This window comes from Streptomyces sp. NPDC096311, from assembly GCF_044763085.1.
Taxonomy (GTDB): domain Bacteria; phylum Actinomycetota; class Actinomycetes; order Streptomycetales; family Streptomycetaceae; genus Streptomyces.
In genome coordinates, this window is sequence record NZ_JBIWFN010000007.1 from 176310 (window position 1) to 196403 (window position 20094).

Below are 20094 nucleotides of genomic sequence, written 5' to 3' on the forward strand. Positions count from 1 at the left end.
GGCGATCCCAGCCCGTGGGGTACGACCACTCGTCACGAGAAGCGCGTTGTCCAGTGATGACGGTTCCCCGCCGCGGGACACCCGAATGAAATCGGACCGACAGTCCGTATGCATTGGAGCATACGGACCGCCAGTCCGTTTGGCAACCCTGAGCGCGGCCGGTGACGTCGACGGGTCACGGAGGGGCGATACGGGGCGCCAGTGCGGCGGCATCGAGTCCCGACAGCTCCTGCAACGACCGTCCACGCGGTTCGATACGGAAGAGGTAAGTCACCAGGAAGCCGAGCCCGCTGGTGACCGCCACCCCGTAGAGCAACAGGCTCTCGCCGAGCCGCGCCAGGAGCACCGGGAACAGGAAGGTGCCCAGGGCCGCGCCCAACTTGCCGCACCCGGTGGCGAAGCCGTGGCCGGCGGCTCGCATTTCGGAGGGGAACACCTCGGCGGGCAGCGTGAAGGTGGTGGAGTTGGGGCCCAGGTTCATGAAGGTGTTGAACAGGGCGAACCCGACCACGACCATGGAGAGGTGGGCCTGCGCTCCGCCCGGCAGTTGGGCGCTCCAGGCCAGAATGCACAGCGCGAGAGCCATGACGCCGAATCCGGTCAGTTGCAGCGGCACCCGGCCGACCCGGTCGACCAGCACGATGGCCAGCCAGAAGCCGATGACCAGGAAGACGTCCAGCACGGCGGTGCCCTTGGTGGAGGCGATGTCATCGGCGATGAACGTACTGTTGGCGCCGGCCAGTGCGAACGAGGCCAGCAAGGTGGGGGTGAAGATGCCCACGCCGTAGGTGGCGATGTCCATCAGGAACCAGGGCACCGCGGTGAAGATCGTGCGCCGCCTCCACCGTCGGGAGAACAGTTGCGGCTGGAGGAACGCACGGAACCCCTCCGGGGGAGCCTCCAGGCGTTCCCGGTCGGCACCGGTCACCGTCACGGGCACACCGACGAGTGCCCGACAGATCTCGCGGGCCTCCTCCTCGCGTCCGTTCTGGGCGAGCCAGCGCGGACTCTCCGGCACCGCGCGCCGCAGCCAGATGATCAGGAGGGCGGGCAGCACGCCGAACCCCAGCATGATCCGCCAGGAGTCGACCTCCGGCCGGACGTTGAGGACCACGACGCCGACCACCGCCCCGAGCAGGATCCCTGCCGCCTGCAGACTGAACGCGCCCACCAACCACCGTCCGCGGTTCTTGGACGGCAGGATCTCGGCCAGGTAACCGGCGGCGATGGGATAGTCGAGACCGACCGCCAGCCCCAGAGCGAATCTGAACGCCGCCAGCGACCAGGGGTCCCAGGCGAGGGTGCACAGCACCGAGAAGACGACGAACATCCACAGGTCCAGCCGGAAGATCCGGCTACGGCCGATCCGGTCCCCCAACGGCCCCAGCAGCGCGGCGCCGCACATCGCACCGACGATCGCGGCAGCCGAGATCAGTCCCTGCAGCGCGGAGCCGACCGCGAAGTCCTTGGCGACCAGCGGATTGGCCACCCCGATGATGAAGAAGTCAAAGCCGTCCAGCAGGATGCCCAGTCCCGCCAGCAACCAGAACCGGACATGGAACCGGGACATCGGCGCGCCGTCCAGCGCCTCACCCAGCGGCATTGCACGAACGGCAGCATGGTCGGTCGCCGTCGCTGAATCGGTCGACAAGACGTCCCTCACTCGAGCACGAATTCCAGGAATCCCCCCGGGAGATCGTGCGGGAGCCGGCCCGCCGCCACCATCGCCACGGACAGGTGGCGGACCTCGACGCTCGAACGGATTACCTCCTCTCCCCCATTCGACCACCTGACATCCGCAGGGCGGGGTCAGCCCTCCGACCAGCGGGATCCGCACGGGCGCGCCGAGGATGCTCGTCACGCCGGGGATTCTCGTGAAGTTGAGGCGTTGTTCACCCGAACTCCGGACGGCGGCCGGACAGTACGGAATCAATCCATGTCAGTCCCCAAGGAGTTGCGCCTGATGCCGAGCACCACGCCCGCCGAGGTCCGTACCATCCCAGCGGGCGGCAGAACCGCACCACCCGGAGGCCACTCGTTGAGGTCGGACATCCAGGGGCTGCGTGCGGTGGCCGTCACGCTCGTGGTGCTCTCCCACGCCGGGGTGCGACAGGTCAGCGGCGGATACGTCGGGGTCGACGTCTTCTTCGTGATCTCCGGCTTCCTCATCACGTCCCTGCTGCTGCGCGAACTCGCCACCACCGGTCGCCTGTCGGTCCGCACCTTCTACGCCCGCCGTGCGCTGCGGCTGCTGCCCGCGTCGTCCCTGGTCATCGCGGTCACGCTGGCCGGGTCATGGCTGTTCCTGTCCAAGGCGCGGCTCGCCGAGTACGCGGGTGACGCCCTCGGCAGCGCGCTGTACGCGGTCAACTTCCGGCTGGCGGCGGCCGGTACGGACTATCTCGCCCAGAACAGTCCGCCTTCGCCGTTCCAGCACTTCTGGTCGCTCGCCGTGGAGGAGCAGTTCTACCTGGTATGGCCGCTGCTCCTGCTGCTCAGCTGGCGGGCCGCCCGCGGCCGGCGCCGGCTGATCGCGCTGGTGCTCGGGGTGCTGTGCCTGGGGTCGTTCGTGGTCAGCGTCCTGGTGACGAACTCCTCGGCGCCCTGGGCGTACTTCGGCTCCCCCACCCGGGGCTGGGAGCTCGGCGCCGGCGCGCTTCTGGCGCTGGCCACGGCCCGGCTGGAACGGCTGCCCGCCGCCCTCGCGGCCCCGCTGACCTGGCTCGGCCTGGCCTGCGTCGCGCTGGCGGCGGTCTGGTACGACGACGCGACGCCCTTCCCGGGCTACCACGCCCTCCTGCCGGTCCTCGGCGCCACACTCGTCCTGGCCGGCGGCTGCGCGCCCGCCTCGCACGGCGCGGGGTGGCTGCTCGGACGGCGGCCGATGGTGTGGCTGGGCGGGCTCTCGTACGGCTGGTACCTGTGGCACTGGCCGTTGCTGGTCGTAGCCCCGGTGGCGCTGGGCCGTACGGACGGCGCCGCCGGGGTGCCGCTCGCGCTCGGGCTGTGCGCGGTCGCGCTGGGCCTGGCCTGGCTGACGCTGCGCCTCGTCGAGAACCCGGTCCGCTTCCATCGGGCGTTCCGGGGACGGCCGAACCGGGCCCTGGCGCTCGGCGTCGGGCTGTCGGCGGGGGCGACGGTGCTGGCGCTGACAGCGGCGGCGGTCCCGCCGACGATCGAAGTCGGCGGGCCCGCGCCCGTACTGGCGCAGGAGCTGGCCGGCGCACCGGACCCGCAGGCGCGGCTGGCCGAGCTCCTGGCCGCGTCCTCCGGCAGCCTGCCGAACAACCTCACCCCGGCCCTGCCGAAGGTGAAGTCCTCCCGGTCCGCGGTCTACCGGGACGGCTGCCACGTCGACTACGACAGCACGCGGAATCCTCCGTGCGTCTACGGCAACCGCGCGTCCTCCCGGACCGTCGTGCTCTTCGGCGACTCCCACGCGGCCCAGTGGTTCCCGGCTCTGCAGGGTCTCGCGACCGAGCGCGGATGGAAGCTGGTCTCACTGACGAAGGCCTCCTGCAAGGTCGCCGGCGTGACCATCATCAACCGCCACAAGCCGTACACGGCCTGCGACACCTGGCGTTCCCACGTCGTGGCGAGGATCAACGCCCTTCACCCTGCGCTGGTGGTCGTCTCCTCCTCGGACGCGGGCGACCCCGCCGAGCCCGCCGACGACGCCCTGCGGCAGTGGACCAGGGGCTTCGAGGACACCTTCCGGGACCTCGCCACCTCCGGCGCCCACGTGGCCGCCCTGCTCGACACCCCGTGGCCCAAGGGGGACCCGGTCGACTGCGCCGCCGACAACTCCCTGCAACTGCACGCCTGCGCGAACCACCTGCCGGACGCGATCCACGATGCGACCCGCCAGTCCGCCATCCGCAACGCCGCCGCCGAGACCGGCACCACGGTCATCGACCCCCGGCCCTGGGTCTGCGCGATCCGCACGGGCGTCTGCCCCGTAGTCGTCGCCGACACCGCCGTCTACCGCGACGAAAGCCACCTCTCCGAGGCTTACGCCGCGGCCCTCACCCCCGTCCTCGCGGACTCCTTGGACCGCCTCGTCAGTTCGTCCTGAACACACGGGGCGATTGAAACCGTTCAATCGCCCCCGCCTCGGACGCGTCAGGTTCCACCGAAAGCGCGTACCCACCCGGCAGCACAGCAAGAAAATCCCGCACACTCATTGACCTCCGTCCCGCACGCCCCTACGTTCACCGCCGTGAATCGATTCATCGCTTCTACGTGAGGGGCCCCAGTGATCAGCAGGAGGAACTTCCTGGCGGCATCGGCGGCCACGACGGCCGCGGCCGTCGTGGCCGACACCGGATCAGCAGTGGCCGCTACGGCGTCCGCACCAGCCCGAGCGGGTGCACCACGCGGTGCCCTGCGCATCACCACGCCCACCGTCGAGTACGTTCAGCACCCGCTGGGCCTCGACGCGCAACACCCGCGGATGAGCTGGCCGATGGCCTCGGACGAACAGGGGGTGCGCCAGAGCGCCTATCAGATCCGTGTCGCCTCCAGTGCGTCGGACCTCTCGCACCCGGATGTCTGGGACAGCGGAAAGGTCACCTCCGGTGAGTCCGTACTCGTCCCGTACGCGGGCCCCCAACTGAAGCCGCGGACGCGCTACTTCTGGTCCGTACGCGTCTGGGACGCCAAGGGCGCAGCCTCCGCCTGGAGCGCGGCGGCTTGGTGGGAGACGGGCCTCATGGACGCCGCACAGTGGTCGGCGGAATGGGTCTCGGCCCCTCCGGCCCTCACCGACGCACCGTCGCTGGAGGGCAGCGCCTGGATCTGGTTCCCCGAGGGCGAGCCGGCCAACAGCGCGCCCGCGGCCACCCGTTGGTTCCGTCGCGCCCTCGACCTCCCGGACGGCGTCACGGCGGCGACCCTGGCCATCACCGCCGACAACGTGTACGCCGTTTCCGTGAACGGCACCGAGGTGGCCCGTACCGACCTGGCGACGGACAACGAGGGCTGGCGCCGGCCGGCCGTGATCGATGTCCTCGCTCAGGTGCGTTCCGGGAAGAACGTCCTCGCGGTCTCGGCGACCAACGCGACCGAGGGACCCGCCGGTCTGGTCGCCGTCCTCGTCCTGCACACGGCATCCGGCGAACAGCGGATCGTCACCGACGACTCCTGGAGGTCGACGGACAAGGAGCCCGCCGCCGACTGGCGCGAGGCGGACTTCGACGACAGCGGCTGGCCGGCGGCGAAGGAGGCCGCCGCCTGGGGAGCCGGGCCCTGGGGGCGGGTCGTCCCGGCGTCGTACGCGGCCAACCAGCTGCGCCACGAGTTCAGGCTCCCGGGCAAGAAGGTGGCCCGCGCCCGCCTGTACGCCACGGCTCTCGGCCTGTACGAAGCCCACCTCAACGGCCGCCGCGTGGGCCGCGATCAGCTCGCTCCCGGCTGGACGGACTACCACGAACGCGTCCAGTACCAGACGTACGACGTCACCGCGCTCCTGCGGCCCGGCGCCAACGCCGTCGGCGCGTACGTGGCTCCGGGCTGGTACGCGGGCAACGTCGGTATGTTCGGACCCCACCAGTACGGCGAACGCCCCGCGCTGCTCGCGCAGTTGGAGGTCGAGTACGCCGACGGGACGAGTGAGCGCGTCGTCTCGGGCACGGACTGGCGGGCCGCCTCCGGACCGATCGTCTCCGCCGACCTCCTGGGCGGCGAGACGTACGACGCGCGCAAGGAGACCTCCGGCTGGACCTCACCCGGCTTCGACGACCGTACCTGGCTCGACGTCCGCGCCGCGGGCGACGCCGCTCCCGACCTGATCGTCGCGCAGGTGGACGGCCCGGTCCGGGTGGCCGGGGAACTCACGGCAAGGACGGTGACCGAACCACAGCCGGGCGTCTTCGTCTTCGATCTCGGCCAGAACATGGTCGGATCGGTACGGCTGCGCGTCTCGGGCGAGGCGGGAACGACCGTACGTCTGAGGCATGCCGAGGTGCTCAACCCGGACGGCACCCTCTACACCGCGAATCTGCGCACCGCCGCGGCCACCGACACGTACACCCTCAAGGGCGGCGGCGAGGAGACGTACGAGCCGCGCTTCACCTTCCACGGATTCCGCTACGTCGAGGTGACCGGTTTCCCCGGCACTCCCCCGGCGACGGCCGTGACAGGCCGCGTCATGCACACCTCCGCACCCTTCACCCTCGACTTCGAGACCGATGTCCCGATGCTCAACAAGCTGCACAGCAACATCACTTGGGGGCAGCGCGGCAACTTCCTGTCCATCCCGACGGACACACCCGCGCGCGACGAGCGCCTGGGGTGGACGGGCGACATCAACGTCTTCGCGCCCACGGCGGCGTACACGATGGAATCGGCCCGCTTCCTCACCAAGTGGCTCGTGGACCTGCGCGACGCACAGACTCCGGAGGGCGCCTTCACGGACGTGGCACCCATGGTCGGCACGGTCGGCAACGGTGTCGCCGGATGGGGCGACGCGGGCGTCACGGTCCCCTGGTCCCTGTACCAGGCGTACGGGGACCGACAGGTCCTGGAAGATGCCTGGCCCTCCATCCAGGCCTGGCTGAAGTACCTGGAGAAGAACAGCGACCACCTGCTGCGGCCGGCCGGCGGGTACGGCGACTGGCTGAACGTCTCCGACGAGACTCCCAAGGACGTCATCGCCACCGCGTACTTCGCGCACAGCGCCGACCTCGCGGCCCGCACGGCCGAGGAGCTCGGCAAGGACTCCGCCCCCTACCTCGACCTCTTCGAGCGCGTCCGCACCGCTTTCCAGAACGCCTACGTCACCACCGCCGGCAAGGTGAAGGGTGACACGCAGACGGCCTATGTCCTCGCCCTGTCGATGAACCTGCTGCCAAACGCGATGCGCAAGGCGTCGGCCGACCGCCTCGTCGCGCTCATCGAGGCCAAGGACTGGCACCTTTCGACGGGCTTCCTCGGTACACCCCGGCTGCTGCCCGTCCTCACCGACACCGGCCACACCGACGTCGCCCACCGGCTGCTTCGGCAACGCTCCTTCCCCAGCTGGGGCTACCAGATCGACAAGGGCTCCACCACGATGTGGGAACGCTGGGACTCCATCCAGCCCGACGGCAGCTTCCAGACCCCGGCCATGAACTCCTTCAACCACTACGCGTACGGCTCGGTGGGCGAGTGGATGTACACCAACATCGCCGGCATCGCGGCGGGCCGGCCCGGCTACCGCGAGATCGTCGTACGCCCCCGCCCGGGCGGCGACGTCACCACCGCTCGTGCCACGTTCGCCTCCGTCTACGGCCCGGTCTCCACATGGTGGCGCCAACGACCGGGCGGCTTCGTCCTGACGTGTGCCGTGCCTCCCAACACGACCGCGGAGGTGTGGGTCCCCGGGGAAGACCCGGACGTGGTGACCCACACCCACGCGACGTTTCTGCGGACTGAGGACGGCTGCGTGGTGTACCAGGTCGGCTCCGGCGATCACCGTTTCACGACCCGGCGCGCACAGGGGGCTGCCCGCGGCCCCCGTCACCAGTAGTGGCGGCGGCCACCGACAGCGTGTCCGGCAGCCCCGAGGATCCACAGGACGAGTCCGATGATCACAAGGATCACGCCGATCGTCCAAAGAATGCTGATGCCCGTGACGAAACCGACGACGAGCAGAATGATGCCGAGGACAAGCATGGCAACCTCCCGCAATCAGCCCCCCTCGTCACCTCCGTGTACCACCGCAGGGCAACTCCTAACGCGGTCGTGGCAGGCGATTAGCGCGGTTGCGGCAGGTGATCGGGGGAGCTCTCCGGCGTCTGCGGCGGGGATGGGATCTTCGCGGGTACGAGTTCGGTGAGCAGGAGCGTGCGGTCGTCCGCTCCGTCGTTGGTGGCCGACGTGCCGTGCAGCAGGCGCCGGCACAGGGAGTCCAGGGTGTCCGGGCCTGCGACGCGGTCGGGGTCGACGCCGTCCATGTCGAGAAGGCCGGCTAGGCGGGCGATGCCCTGGTCGATGTCGGTGTGGCGGGACTCGACCAGGCCGTCGCTGTAGAGCAGGAGCAGCACCGGGTCGGGCACGTGCAGGACGGTGGGTTCGTACGTCCCCATACCGAGTCCCAGGGGCAGGCCCGGGCTGGTGAGAGTGACCGGCCCGGTCCGTCCGCCCGGATCGCGGATCAGCGGGGGCGGGTGGCCGGCTCCGACGAAGGTGCAGATGCGGCGCCTCGCGTCCCACTCGGCGTACATGCACGTGGCGAAGGAAGCTCCGGGTGTGTCACAGGCGAGCGCGTCGAGACGGTGCATCAACTCGGCCGGGGTGATGTCCAGTCCCGCCAGGGTACGGACCGCGGTGCGTAGCTGGATCATGGCGACGGCCGATTCCGGACCGTGCCCCATGGCGTCCCCGACGATCAGACTGACGCGGCCTCCCGACCGGGGCAGCACGTCGAACCAGTCACCGCCGATGATGTTGTCGTGCCCCGCGGGGAGGTAGCCGTGGGCGATACGACATCCCTCGAACACCTGCTCGGTGGCGGGGAGCAGGCTTCGGCGGATGGCCAGTGCCGTACGGCGCTCGCGTTCGTACCGGCGCGCGTTGTCCAAGGCCACACAGGCGCGTACCGCCAGCGACTCCACGGCCTCGGCGTCGGCGCGCAGGAAGGGCGCCTGGTCCGGGCCGCGCGTGCAGGCGATGAATCCGACGGCGGTACCGCGCAGATGCAGCGGGACGACGAGGAAGGAGGCCGTGCGCAGGAGGACGTCCATGCGGGCGTCGCCGCCACCGGCGGTGCTGAGCCGCGCGGACGTATGGGCGTCGACCGTGTCGAGCAGTTGCGTCTCGAGGGTGGCGATGGCACGCGTGTAGGGCGTCCCGCGCGGAAAGACGACGACCTCGCCGACCGGCAGCAGCCCCTCCCAGTCCTCGGGCGCGTCCGTTCCGATGCGCAGCGCCAGTCGGCGGGCCTCGATCTGCGGTGGTTCCGCGGACGCGTACGCGTTCTCCTCCAGCAGCCAGCGCTCCAGCAGGTAGACGGAGGCCGCGTCGCAGAACCCGGGCGTCAGCGCGTCGACGACATGGCTGCCGGTCAGGCTCAGGTCGAGTTCCGAGCCGATGGCGTCGGCCGCGGGGGAAAGGGCCGGCCGACGCGGTGAACGCGCTGTGGCGGGTTCGTCGTCCATGGGACAGTGCGCTTCGTTCCGCAGGGTTGTGCCTTTCCGGTGGGACGCGGGTCCGGCAGCGTGGCCTGGGCATCGACCCGCCACGCCTGATCGGCAACTATATGATGGAGCGTCAAGATCAAGGACATGACAGGGAGTTGAGTTGGCCGACAACGACGGTCTCCCGCAGGGGATCGATCCCGACAAGGCGAGCGTTGCCCGGATGTACGACGCAATGCTCGGCGGACAGCACAATTTCCCCATAGACCGGGAGGCGTTGGCGGCCTTCACGGCGATCGACCCCCAGGTGCGCACGCTGGCGCGGGCCAATCGCGCCTTTCTCGGCCGGGCCGTGCGCTTTCTGGTCGAGGCCGGGGTACGGCAGTTCATCGACCTCGGATCGGGCATCCCGACACAGGGCAACGTGCACGAGGTGGCACAGGCGGCCAGCCCGGACGCCCGGGTGGTCTACGTGGACAGCGACCCGGTGGCCGTGGCCCACAGCACCGCCCTGCTCGCCGACAATCCCGGCGCGGACATCGTCGACGCCGACATCCGCCGGCCGGCCGACATCCTGTCGTCCCCGCAGGTACGGAAGCTGATCGACTTCGAGCAGCCCGTCGCGGTGCTGATGATCACGATCCTGCACTTCATCACGCCCGAGGAGAACCCCGCCGGCATCGTGGCCGCGTTCCGGGACGCCCTGCCGGAGGGGAGCTGGCTGGCGCTCACGCATGCGACGAACCAGGATCGCCCGGACACGGCCGCCGCCGTGGGGCAGCTGTACCGGTCCAAGGCCACATCCCCGGTCACCGCCCGCTCCCGTGGCGAGATCCGGGATCTCTTCGACGGCTTCGACCTCGTGGAGCCCGACCTGGTCTACGTACCCCTGTGGCGCCCGGCTCCGGACGACCACATACCGGAGAACCCGTCGGAGTACTGGGTGTACGCAGGCGTCGGCCGCAAGCTTGCGTGACGGGGCCAAGGACCAGGGGTCAGAGTGGGTCCGACGACAGATCGCGACATCGGTCGGACATCGGCGGCGTGTCCTTGTCACCGCCCGCCCGTGACGTCCGGTCGATGGGAGAGGTCCACTCGGCGCTCGGATGGTGGGGGGCATGGGGACCGAGGACTTCGGCGACCGCCGCGGACACATGGTGCCGGAGCGGGTCGGGAAGCGGATCTCCGTTGACGGCGCCGACCAGGTCTCCCGCGACATGGTGGACCTTGGTGTTGGTGTGCTGGGACACCTCGACCAGTACATTCCAGGCGTCGGCGGCGCTCAGGCCGAACGAGGCCATCAGCACTCCCCGGGCCAGATCGATGACCGGCCGGGTCTGCATGGCCCGTTTGAGCTGGACGACTTCGGTGCGCAGGTCCTGCTCGGCGTCGCCGCTCAACCCATCCTCCTTGTGCGCTCTGTCGTTCTTGCCGGGATGCCTGTCACGGCCGCCGGCGGTCCGCCGACCGACCGCACAGGGGCTTCGCACAGGGAGCGCTGGAGTGGGTGCTCGGTGTCGATGGCACCGGAGATCGCGGCGGCCGCCCGCCCACCGGCCGAACGTGCCTCGCCCTTCAGAAGCGGGCAGAAGCCTTCGCTGCCGGCCTGGGCGGAGAGTGGACGTTCGTGCATGGCAGTCGCTCCTGGGGCATCCGCCTATCTCACTACTCCAAGCGTCGGCCTTCGGATCCTCACACGTCAAGAGATACAGGAACTTTCTTTCACCCTTTTGAATGCACGAATGCCGAGCCGTATCCTCGAGACATGGGTGAAGTACCGCAGGGGCATACCGGCTGGACCTTTCTCACCAACCACGCCCGAGTGCTGGCCGCGATCTCCAGGGATCAGGGAACCCGTATCCGTGACATCGCCGCACGGTGCCGACTCACCGAGCGCGCCGTCCAGAAGATCATTTCCGATCTGGAGCAGGACGGCTATCTCACCCACACCCGCCAGGGCCGCTCGAACATCTACCACATCGAACCGGGGACCATCCTCCGGCACCCGGCGGAGGCCGGGTTGACCGTAGAGGGCCTGCTGACCCTCCTCGACCAGCACGAGGCCCGGCGCGGCGGCAGGCCCGAGCCCGAGCAGCACTCGCTGGCGTTCGATCATTCCGCTCGGCGCGCGACGGACTGATCTCCGCGGCCGGAACGAGAGCAGCGGCCAACCAGCCTTTCGCCGGGGCCTGTTGAGGGAATCCAGCGTCACATCGCGTCCGGTGGCGTCCCGCCGGGAGCAGGGCTGTTTTCATCCTTCCGGTGGCGTGGCACACGTGGGGTTGCACTGCGTACCGGTCGGACATGCTGACCGGTACAGCCCCCCTCGGCCGGTACGACAAGAAGATGAACGTGATCACAAGTGGATAACCTTCTCATCATATGACGAACCCGCTCAAAGGAGGCACTCGTGACCACATCGTCGCAGCCACGGGTATCGGGTCTGGAAATCCGCTCCATCGACTACGTCCCCCTCGACGAGCGGCACGGAAAACTCTGGCACCTGGGGCCTCTGTGGTTCATGTCCAACGCGCAGATCGCCACCCTGGCGGTAGGGCTGATCAGCATCACCGAGGGCGGCAACCTCGTCTGGTCGCTGATCGCGATCGCCGCCGGCACCATCCTCGGCACGTTCTTCATGGCCTTCCACTCCGCGCAGGGTCCGCAGCTGGGACTGCCGCAGATGATCCAGTCACGGCCGCAGTTCGGCTACGTCGGGGCCCTGCTCGTATGGCTGTTCGCCTATGTGCAGTACGCGGGGTTCAACATCTTCAACACGATCCTGGCCGGTGAGGCCCTGCACACCACATTGCACGGCGGCGTCAAGCTGTGGGTCGTCGTCGTCACACTCATCGGGTTCGTCATCGCGCTGGTGGGCTACGACGTCATCCACCGCGCCGAACGGGTCCTCACCTACACCTTCCTGGTCGTCTTCGGGATCTTCACCGTGGGCATCCTGCTCACCCTGCACTATCCCCCGGGCTCCTTCGACCTCAGCGGCTTCCAGTGGACCCCGTTCCTCGCGCAGTTCGGCGTGGTCGCCGGATACCAGATCAGCTGGGCCATCTACGTCTCGGACTACTCCCGCTACCTCCCGCCGGACGTGACCGTCCGCAAGACCTTCTACTGGACGTACTTCGGGTCGGCGCTCGGCGGCATCTGGCTGATGTGTCTGGGGGCTCTGCTCGCCGCGTGGGCGGGCAAGGACTTCGAGACCGTCCGCTCGATCAACGCGGCGGGCGACAAGGTCTTCAGCGGCTTCGGCGCGATCGTGCTGCTGTTCTCCGCCCTGGGTCTGATCTCGGTGACCGCCCTGAACATGTACGGCGGGTCCCTCACGCTCATCAGCGCGATCGACTCGTTCAAGAGAGTGCGGCCGACCGTCGCCGTACGGCTCGTGACCATCGGCCTCACCGCGGCGCTCTCCGTGGTGGGGGCACTGGCCTCCACCGCCCACTTCCTCGAGAACTTCAACAACTTCCTGCTGTTGGTGCTCTACCTGTTCATTCCGTGGACCGCCGTGAACCTCATGGACTACTACGTGGTGCGCCGCGGCCACTACGCGGTCGCCGAGATCTTCAACCCGCACGGCATCTACGGCCGCTGGGGCTGGCACGGCATCATCGCCTACCTGGTCGGCTTCGCCGTCATGGTGCCGTTCTTCTCCGTCGGCACGCTCTACGTCGGACCCGCCGCCCACGCGCTCGGCGGTGCGGACATCGCCCTGTTCATCGGGCTCCCCGTCTCCGCGGTGCTCTATTGGCTGCTCACCCGGTCGATCGACGTCGATGCCGAGGCCCGCCTGGCCGAGGCGGAGATCGCGACGCTGGAATCGGCGGCCCATGAGCACCGAGAGCCATGACCCTGCCATGCGCCGCTGAGCGACGAGGAGGTCGGGGTGGCGTGCGTCGGCGTTGCGCCGGCGCTGGTAGGGGGCGAGTTTGCGGATCGCTCGGCCAAGAACCGCGGGGCACGTTTGTGCGTCCTGTCTGTCTTGCAGAGTGACGGCCGCCGCTCGGGGCGCGAACAACAGCAAAGGGTGATCATGAGGCGGAAATGGGCGCTCGCCACAGTTGTGGCGTTCCCGGCGGCTTTCGTGGGGTGGATCGTCTGGACGGTCTTCACGGTCTTCACGGCCTTCACCGCCGACCCGATGACCCAGGTGGAAGCCGCCTCGTGCGCGGACGCCATGCACTACGCGGACCAGGACGGGCTGCCCAAGGGGGCTCAGGACGCGAAGTGCACCGTCCGCGTCTGGCTGGACACGGAATACCAGGCGCGATTCACGATCCCACGAACGGATCTGGACGCGTGGCTGAAGGCGGCCTATCCCGGCACCCCTCTCACGCAGGAGAACTGCTCCGGGACACCGGTGGACGTCTGCGCTCACATCGATCTGCACCCCGAAGCCGAAGGCGGGGCGATGGCGGTGGACATAGACGTGCGGTACGGCGAGGACTCGACAGCGGTCGTCGATTTCTCGGCGTACGACGTGTGACGCAGGCGGCGCCGCCGTCCGAACGATCGGTTGCGGCCACTGCCCTCCGTCCTGGCCGACCTGTCCGGTCGCAGCCCTAGACCGCAGCGAGCAACGGCGCGACCAGACCCCGCGCCCACTCCCCGGACGCGGGCTCCCCGCTGAAGATCGCGCGGTAGTACAGCGGACCGAGCAGTCCGTCGACGGCCCGCTCCACGCTCGGCACCTTGCCTCCTCGACCTCGCTCCCGCTCGATGATGGACTCGAGCTGAGCGTGCCGGTCGGCCGTGCAGGCGCATCCGCCCTCCGGACCCGAGCCGATCGTCGCCCGCATCAGGGCGAGGACGTCGGGGTCGGCGAGGTCGGTGGCGACATCGCCCGTCCACCGCTCCAGGTCACCGGCCAGAGAGCCGGTGTCCGGCACCACGACGTCGCCACTGAAGCGACTGGTGGCGACGTCGGCCAGGAGCTGTGCCACGGAACCCCACCGCCGGTACACCGTGGTCGCGTGCACGCCGGCGCGCGCCGCGATGGCGGGAATGGTCAGCACCTCGGTCGGCTCTTCGGCGAGCAGCTCCCCGACCGCGCGGTGAACGGCCGCGCGCACCCGCGCGGAGCGGCCGCCGGGACGGGGCTGGACTGTTGCTTCGGTCATGCGGAAATTATCGCACTGATCGCTGCGTTAGAGGAGACTGCTAACGCAGTGATCGCTGCATTCGGAGAGAGAGCGCATGTCTGACGCACCCACGTCCTACAAGAAGATCCCGTCGGCCCCAGCCCCAGGTGGCCCACCGTCCGGCCGTGTGCGGCGGGGGCTGAGCCGACCGGTCGCCTTCGCGTCCATCGCGGCCGTCTTCGTCCTCTTCATGGCCGCGTCGAGCGCGCCGTCGCCGCTCTACGTCATCTACCAGCACGAGTGGAGCTTCTCGGCGACCACGCTGACCACGGTCTTCGCGGTGTACGTCGTCGGAATGATCGGGGCACTCCTGGTGCTCGGCGCACTGTCCGATCACATCGGCCGCCGACCGGTCCTGGCATCGGCCATCGCCCTCGAAGCGGTGGCGATGGCACTGTTCATCGTCGCCGACGACGTCTCGATCCTTCTGACGGCCCGCTTCGTCCAGGGCATCGCCACCGGCGCGGCCATGACCACACTCGGCGCGACCCTCGTCGATCTCAATCCGCCCCACGCGCCGCACCGTGCCGGGGTCATCACCGGTGCGGCCCCGGCGTTCGGGCTGGGCCTCGGCGCACTGGGCTGTGGTGTCCTCGCGGAGTACGGGCCGCACCCGACCCGACTGGTCTACGTGCTGCTGCTCGCGGCTCTGGTCCTCGCCGGTCTGCTCATCGCCCTCATACCCGAGACGGCACAGCGCCGGCCCGGTGTCGTACGGTCGCTTCAGCCGCGCCTCGGCGTCGCTCCGCGACTGCGCGCGGACCTGATGGCACTCGTGCCGATCCTGGTGGCGAGCTGGGCACTGGGCGGACTGTATCTCTCACTCGGCCCGTCCGTGGCCGCCAACCTGTTCGGCCTGTCCAGCCATGTCATCGGCGGCCTGGTGGTCACCCTGCTCTGCGTGCCCGCCTCGATCACGGCGTTCGCGCTGCGCGGCTGGCCCACCGAGCGCACGCTCGCCCTTTCGGCCGCCCTGCTGCTGCTCGGCACGGCCGTCGGTCTGGGCGGTGTGGAGGCGAACTCGCTCACCATGGCCGCGTCCGGCACCGCCATCGCCGGAATCGGCTTCGGCGGCTCGGCTCTCGCCAGCTTCGGCACACTGGCCCGAATCGCCGCGCCGGCCGAGCGGGGCGAACTGTTCGCGGTCGCGTTCGTCATCTCCTACCTGGCCTTCAGCATCCCGGCCGTGGTCGCGGGGATCGCCACCACGAACGTCGGCCTGCACGAGACCTCGGTCGTCTACAGCGCGGCCGTGATCGCCTTCAGCGCCCTCGCGCTCGCCGCCCAAAGGCTGCGCACGGGACGGGCCAGGAACACCGGCCAGTGCGACCGGCCCGCCACGGCCCAGCGCTAGAGACAATCCGACACGGACACCCTCACCACCGATCCATGACGGTGGGCGGGTACACGAAGCCCCCGGCAGGCACAGAGGCTGCCGGGGAGCTTTGGACTCCAGAGGAACGCCACGACCCCGCCCAGGACCGTCGTCATCGCCGATGCCCGCGACGGCATCGGCGCCGAGGGTCAGCGGTCGGCGATGTCCTCGCGCAGGCCGTCGGAGAATTCCCACCACGACAGGGGAAGCCAGTCGCCGTTGACGAAGGCGTCGACCGTGGCGCCTCGTCCGCGGACCGTCACGGTCGTTCCCGGCGGATAGGTGGTGCCGGACAATCCCGGCACGGGGACAAGCAGCGTTCCCAGTCGCTGTGCTGACATCTTTCGGCCTCCTTCTCCACTGCATTTCTCTGCACGGCACCGGGCAGTTATTCACATCGACGGTACCGGCTTGTCCGATCGCGTAGGACGGAGAATCATGAGAGATGGGTCACGCGGAGAATGTGGGCGGGCGCGTGGACATCACATACATGCGTCACCGAGCGGAGGTGGCAGCCGTGAAGGCCGTCGTTTACAAAGGGCCGTTCAGCGTTGCGGTCGAAGAGGTTGAAAAGCCCAGCATCCAGCATCCGAACGATGTAATCGTACGGGTCACTTCCACCGCGATATGCGGGTCCGATCTGCACATGTACGAGGGCCGTACCGCCGCTGAGCCCGGCATCGTCTTCGGCCACGAGAACATGGGAATCATCGAAGAACTCGGCCAGGGCATCACCTCGCTCAAGGAGGGCGACCGTGTGGTCATGCCCTTCAACGTCGCCTGCGGGTTCTGTATGAACTGCGTCGAGGGATTCACTGGTTACTGTCTGACCGTCAATCCCGGTTTCGCGGGCGGCGCGTACGGATACGTCGCCATGGGCCCCTGGAAGGGCGGCCAGGCCGAATATCTGCGCGTACCGTACGCCGACTTCAACTGCCTGAAGCTGCCGCCGGGAAACGAGCACGAGAGCGATTTCATATTGCTCGCCGACATTTTCCCCACCGGATACCACGGTTGTGAGCTCGCCCAGGTCCGCCCGGGCGAGAGCGTCGCGGTGTACGGCGGAGGGCCTGTCGGACTCATGGCCGCCTACTCGGCTCTGATGCGCGGCGCGAAGAAGGTCTTCGTCGTGGACCGGGTCCCCGAACGGCTGCAGAAGGCCGAGGAGATAGGCGCGGTTCCGGTCAACTTCTCCGAGGGCAACCCGATCGAGCAGATCAAGGACCAGACGGAGGGCATCGGCACGGACAAGGGCATTGACGCCGTCGGTTATCAGGCGACAGGGCACGGCACGGACCGCGAGGAACCGGCGACCGTCCTGAACTCGCTCGTCGGCACGGTTCGAGCCACCGGAGCGCTCGGGGTGCCCGGCCTCTATGTGCCCTCCGACCCCGGCGGCCCCGACGAACAGGCCAAGCAGGGCATGCTCCTCGTCTCGATCGGCAAGCTCTTCGAGAAGGGCCTGCGGATGGGGACGGGACAGTGCAACGTGAAGCGCTACAACCGGTACCTGCGCGACATGATCATCGAGGGCAGGGCGAAGCCCAGTTTCGTCGTCTCCCATGAACTGCCCCTGGATCAGGCGCCGTCGGGCTACGACAAGTTCGACAAGCGGATCGAGGGCTACACGAAGGTGATACTGCACCCGTAGCCCTGCGGACCGCGGCCTGCGCCCACTGCCGCTCGCCGGCTGTCGCGATGTGATGCCCTGCCGGCTGCGCGGGGAGTTGCCCGGCGGACAGGGAACGTCGGCGGACGGTCGTCCGTGGGCCTGGCCCCGTCACTCCCCATGCGTGACGTCGCTGGAGGCGACCCATGCGTGAGGTCGCTGGAGGCGACCCATGCGTGAGGTCGCTGGAGGCGACGGGAGCAGCCATGGCAGTGAACCCCTCCCCCTCGCGCAGCGGACGACGGCGGGCCCCGGCGGAACAGAATCCGCCGGGGCCCGCCGCGCGGGTACGTACGACCGGTGACCGGCGTCAGTCCGTGCCGGACTCCATCGCGGCGCGGTCCAGCATCGTCTCCTCGTCCGTGGCCTCGCCCCGCGAGGCGATCACCTCGGCGCCGCCCTCGTCCATGGCGCCGATCAGACCGGTCGAGGCCGCCTGCGCGGCGCCGATCGGCGTCGGGTGGTCGCTGCCGACCAGGCCCAGGCCCGCGTACTGTTCGAGACGGGCACGGGAGTCGGCGATGTCCAGGTTCCGCATGGTGAGCTGGCCGATGCGGTCCACCGGGCCGAACGCCGAGTCCTCGGTCCGCTCCATGGAGAGCTTGTCCGGGTGGTAGCTGAGCGCCGGGCCCCGGGTGTCGAGGACCGAGTAGTCCTCGCCACGCCGCAGCCGCAGGGTCACCTCGCCGGTGATCGCCGTGCCGACCCAGCGCTGCAGCGACTCACGCACCATCAGCGCCTGCGGGTCAAGCCAGCGGCCCTCGTAGAGCAGCCGGCCCAGCCGTCGGCCCTCGTTGTGGTACGCGGCCACGGTGTCCTCGTTGTGGACCGCGTTGACCAGACGCTCGTAGGCGATGTGCAGCAGCGCCATGCCGGGGGCCTCGTAGATGCCGCGGCTCTTGGCCTCGATGATCCGGTTCTCGATCTGGTCGGACATGCCGAGGCCGTGCCGGCCGCCGATCGCGTTGGCCTCCATGACGAGGTCGACCGGAGAGCCGAACTCCTTGCCGTTGACGGTCACCGGACGGCCCTGGTCGAAGCCGACCGTCACGTCCTCCGTGGCGATCTCCACCGACGGGTCCCAGAACCGCACGCCCATGATCGGGTCGACCGTCTCGATACCGGTGTCGAGGTGCTCCAGGGTCTTGGCCTCGTGCGTGGCGCCCCAGATGTTGGCGTCCGTGGAGTACGCCTTCTCCGTCGAGTCCCGGTACGGCAGCCCGTGCGCGAGCAGCCACTCCGACATCTCCTTGCGGCCGCCGAGCTCCGTGACGAAGTCCGCGTCCAGCCAGGGCTTGTAGATCCGCAGGTGCGGGTTGGCGAGCAGCCCGTACCGGTAGAACCGCTCGATGTCATTGCCCTTGAACGTGGAGCCGTCGCCCCAGATCTGCACCCCGTCCTCGAGCATGGCCCGCACCAGCAGCGTGCCGGTCACGGCACGCCCCAGCGGCGTGGTGTTGAAGTACGGGCGCCCGCCCGACCTGATGTGGAACGCACCGCAGGCGAGTGCGGCCAGCCCTTCCTCGACCAGCGCGGCACGGCAGTCGACAAGCCGAGTGATCTCGGCGCCGTACGCGGTGGCACGGCCGGGCACGGACGCGATGTCGGGCTCGTCGTACTGACCGATGTCGGCGGTGTACGTGCACGGGACGGCACCCTTGTCGCGCATCCAGGCGACGGCGACCGAAGTGTCGAGCCCGCCGGAGAAGGCAATGCCGACGCGCTCGCCGGTGGGGAGGGAAGTGAGGACCTTGGACATGGCAAGATTATGCAACATCCCGCATGGTCATGCAAGGCCACTCCACAAACGGTCCGACGCCCCGCCGATCGAGAAGTGACCGAGACCACAAAGAAAACGATGCCGTTTCGATAGCGCCCGAGCTACGCTGACGGCAACGAAGTGAACGAAACCGTTTCGTTCACAGGGAGTGCGGTGGCGGCCACCCGACCCGCGTCGGCAGTCGCCCCCACCCTCACGAAGGGCGCCCGTCATGACCTCCGTACTCGTGGTGCACAGCCAGTCCCTGCACCGTCTCGGTCTGCACATGCTGCTGGCGGCCCAGCCCGACCTGACCGTCGTCGGCGACGCGACGAGTGGCGCCGAGGCGGTCCGCATGAGCGCCGCGCTCGGTCCCGACGTCGTCGTGATGGGCCACCACGAAGCCGATCCGAACGGCGTCGAGGCCATCCGCCGCATCACTCGGCCCCTCACCCCGTTTCCGGCACGCGAGCCCGTCAGAGCCGGCGGACGCCCCCCGCGCGTCCTGGTCCTGACCCCCAGCAGTCAGGAGGGGTACGCCTACGCGGCACTGCGCGCGGGAGCCGGTGGGTTCCTCCCCCAGGACGCCACCCCCGACGAACTGACCGCGGCCGTCCGGATCGTGGCCGCCGGAGACGCCGTCACCACGCCCAGCGTCACCCGTGCGCTCATCGACGCAGTCCGCCAGGAGCGGCCGGCCCGGACCGCCGAGCAGGAGACCGGGCTCGACATGCTCACCGAGCGGGAACGCGACGTCCTCACCGCCGTCGCCTCCGGCTGGTCCAACGCCGAGATCGCCGCGCGGCTGTCCATCGCGCCGACCACCGTCAAGTCACACGTCAGCCACATCCTCGCCAAGATCGGCGCCCGCGCTCGCGTGCAGGCGGTGACCTTCGCCTACGAGACGGGCCTGGTGCGGCCGGCCGCCTGACGCCGACCTTCACCGCAAGGCCGCCGACCCGCACCGCAAGGCCGCCGACTCGGCGAGCAGGTCCGTGTCACGGTGCCACTCCCCGCAGACC

Annotated in this window: 16 protein-coding genes; 9 read left to right on the forward strand and 7 right to left on the reverse strand. The window is 69.3% G+C overall.

The window, feature by feature from the left end; all coding sequences use genetic code 11:
* Window positions 1-175: 175 nt before the first annotated feature.
* Window positions 176-1603, reverse strand: a complete 1428-nt coding sequence (locus ACIRA5_RS19670) for an MFS transporter (protein ID WP_403692240.1) — start codon at window positions 1601-1603, stop codon at window positions 176-178.
* Window positions 1604-1936: 333 nt separating this feature from the next.
* On the opposite strand from ACIRA5_RS19670, the gene ACIRA5_RS19675 reads away from it, so the two are divergent.
* Together ACIRA5_RS19675 and ACIRA5_RS19680 are read left to right on the forward strand one after the other, a co-directional pair.
* On the forward strand, window positions 1937-4075 hold the full coding sequence (locus tag ACIRA5_RS19675; RefSeq protein WP_403692243.1) for an acyltransferase family protein: 2139 nt from the start codon (window positions 1937-1939) through the stop codon (window positions 4073-4075).
* Between the two features lie 180 nt (window positions 4076-4255).
* Window positions 4256-7507 (forward strand): alpha-L-rhamnosidase, encoded by a 3252-nt coding sequence (locus ACIRA5_RS19680; protein ID WP_403692245.1) that lies wholly within the window; start codon window positions 4256-4258, stop codon window positions 7505-7507.
* Here ACIRA5_RS19680 and ACIRA5_RS19685 read toward each other — a convergent pair.
* Both ACIRA5_RS19685 and ACIRA5_RS19690 read right to left on the reverse strand, forming a co-directional pair.
* On the reverse strand, window positions 7498-7653 hold the full coding sequence (locus ACIRA5_RS19685) for a DUF6131 family protein (RefSeq protein ID WP_095856802.1): 156 nt from the start codon (window positions 7651-7653) through the stop codon (window positions 7498-7500). The genes ACIRA5_RS19680 and ACIRA5_RS19685 overlap by 10 nt on opposite strands.
* Window positions 7654-7733: 80 nt before the next feature.
* On the reverse strand, window positions 7734-9137 hold the full coding sequence (locus tag ACIRA5_RS19690) for a PP2C family protein-serine/threonine phosphatase (RefSeq protein WP_403692248.1): 1404 nt from the start codon (window positions 9135-9137) through the stop codon (window positions 7734-7736).
* Window positions 9138-9279: 142 nt separating this feature from the next.
* Here ACIRA5_RS19690 and ACIRA5_RS19695 point away from each other — a divergent pair, with 142 nt between their 5' ends.
* Complete coding sequence (locus ACIRA5_RS19695) at window positions 9280-10092, forward strand: SAM-dependent methyltransferase (protein ID WP_403692251.1); 813 nt, start codon at window positions 9280-9282, stop codon at window positions 10090-10092.
* Between the two features lie 19 nt (window positions 10093-10111).
* Here the strand turns inward: ACIRA5_RS19695 and ACIRA5_RS19700 are convergent, their stop codons facing one another.
* Window positions 10112-10516, reverse strand: a complete 405-nt coding sequence (locus tag ACIRA5_RS19700) for an ANTAR domain-containing protein (RefSeq protein ID WP_403692253.1) — start codon at window positions 10514-10516, stop codon at window positions 10112-10114.
* 365 nt (window positions 10517-10881) lie between these two features.
* Between ACIRA5_RS19700 and ACIRA5_RS19705 the strand changes: the two genes are divergently transcribed.
* The 3 genes from ACIRA5_RS19705 to ACIRA5_RS19715 all read left to right on the forward strand — a co-directional run bounded on the left by ACIRA5_RS19705 (window position 10882) and on the right by ACIRA5_RS19715 (window position 13614).
* Window positions 10882-11256 (forward strand): helix-turn-helix transcriptional regulator, encoded by a 375-nt coding sequence (locus ACIRA5_RS19705; RefSeq protein ID WP_403692256.1) that lies wholly within the window; start codon window positions 10882-10884, stop codon window positions 11254-11256.
* 270 nt (window positions 11257-11526) lie between these two features.
* Complete coding sequence (locus tag ACIRA5_RS19710) at window positions 11527-12978, forward strand: purine-cytosine permease family protein (protein WP_403692259.1); 1452 nt, start codon at window positions 11527-11529, stop codon at window positions 12976-12978.
* 183 nt (window positions 12979-13161) lie between these two features.
* A complete protein-coding gene (locus tag ACIRA5_RS19715; RefSeq protein ID WP_403692261.1) occupies window positions 13162-13614 on the forward strand; it encodes a hypothetical protein in 453 nt (150 codons plus the stop codon).
* A 76-nt stretch (window positions 13615-13690) separates the two neighbouring features.
* On the opposite strand, the gene ACIRA5_RS19720 is transcribed toward ACIRA5_RS19715, so the two are convergent.
* Complete coding sequence (locus ACIRA5_RS19720) at window positions 13691-14248, reverse strand: TetR/AcrR family transcriptional regulator (protein WP_403692263.1); 558 nt, start codon at window positions 14246-14248, stop codon at window positions 13691-13693.
* Between the two features lie 76 nt (window positions 14249-14324).
* Between ACIRA5_RS19720 and ACIRA5_RS19725 the strand changes: the two genes are divergently transcribed.
* Window positions 14325-15623 carry an MFS transporter gene (locus ACIRA5_RS19725; protein ID WP_403692265.1) on the forward strand — a complete coding sequence of 433 codons (1299 nt, stop codon included), beginning with the start codon at window positions 14325-14327 and terminating at the stop codon, window positions 15621-15623.
* Between the two features lie 170 nt (window positions 15624-15793).
* Here ACIRA5_RS19725 and ACIRA5_RS19730 read toward each other — a convergent pair whose 3' ends face one another.
* Window positions 15794-15985 carry a hypothetical protein gene (locus tag ACIRA5_RS19730; protein ID WP_030190387.1) on the reverse strand — a complete coding sequence of 64 codons (192 nt, stop codon included), beginning with the start codon at window positions 15983-15985 and terminating at the stop codon, window positions 15794-15796.
* A gap of 176 nt (window positions 15986-16161) precedes the next feature.
* Between ACIRA5_RS19730 and ACIRA5_RS19735 the strand changes: the two genes are divergently transcribed.
* Window positions 16162-17295, forward strand: coding sequence for a glutathione-independent formaldehyde dehydrogenase (locus ACIRA5_RS19735; protein WP_403692268.1), 1134 nt, complete (start codon window positions 16162-16164; stop codon window positions 17293-17295).
* A 328-nt stretch (window positions 17296-17623) separates the two neighbouring features.
* Here the strand turns inward: ACIRA5_RS19735 and argG are convergent, their stop codons facing one another.
* Window positions 17624-19072 (reverse strand): argininosuccinate synthase, encoded by a 1449-nt coding sequence (gene argG / locus ACIRA5_RS19740; protein WP_075029507.1) that lies wholly within the window; start codon window positions 19070-19072, stop codon window positions 17624-17626.
* A 232-nt stretch (window positions 19073-19304) separates the two neighbouring features.
* Between argG and ACIRA5_RS19745 the strand changes: the two genes are divergently transcribed.
* Window positions 19305-20003, forward strand: a complete 699-nt coding sequence (locus ACIRA5_RS19745) for a LuxR C-terminal-related transcriptional regulator (protein ID WP_403692271.1) — start codon at window positions 19305-19307, stop codon at window positions 20001-20003.
* Window positions 20004-20094: the final 91 nt, after the last annotated feature.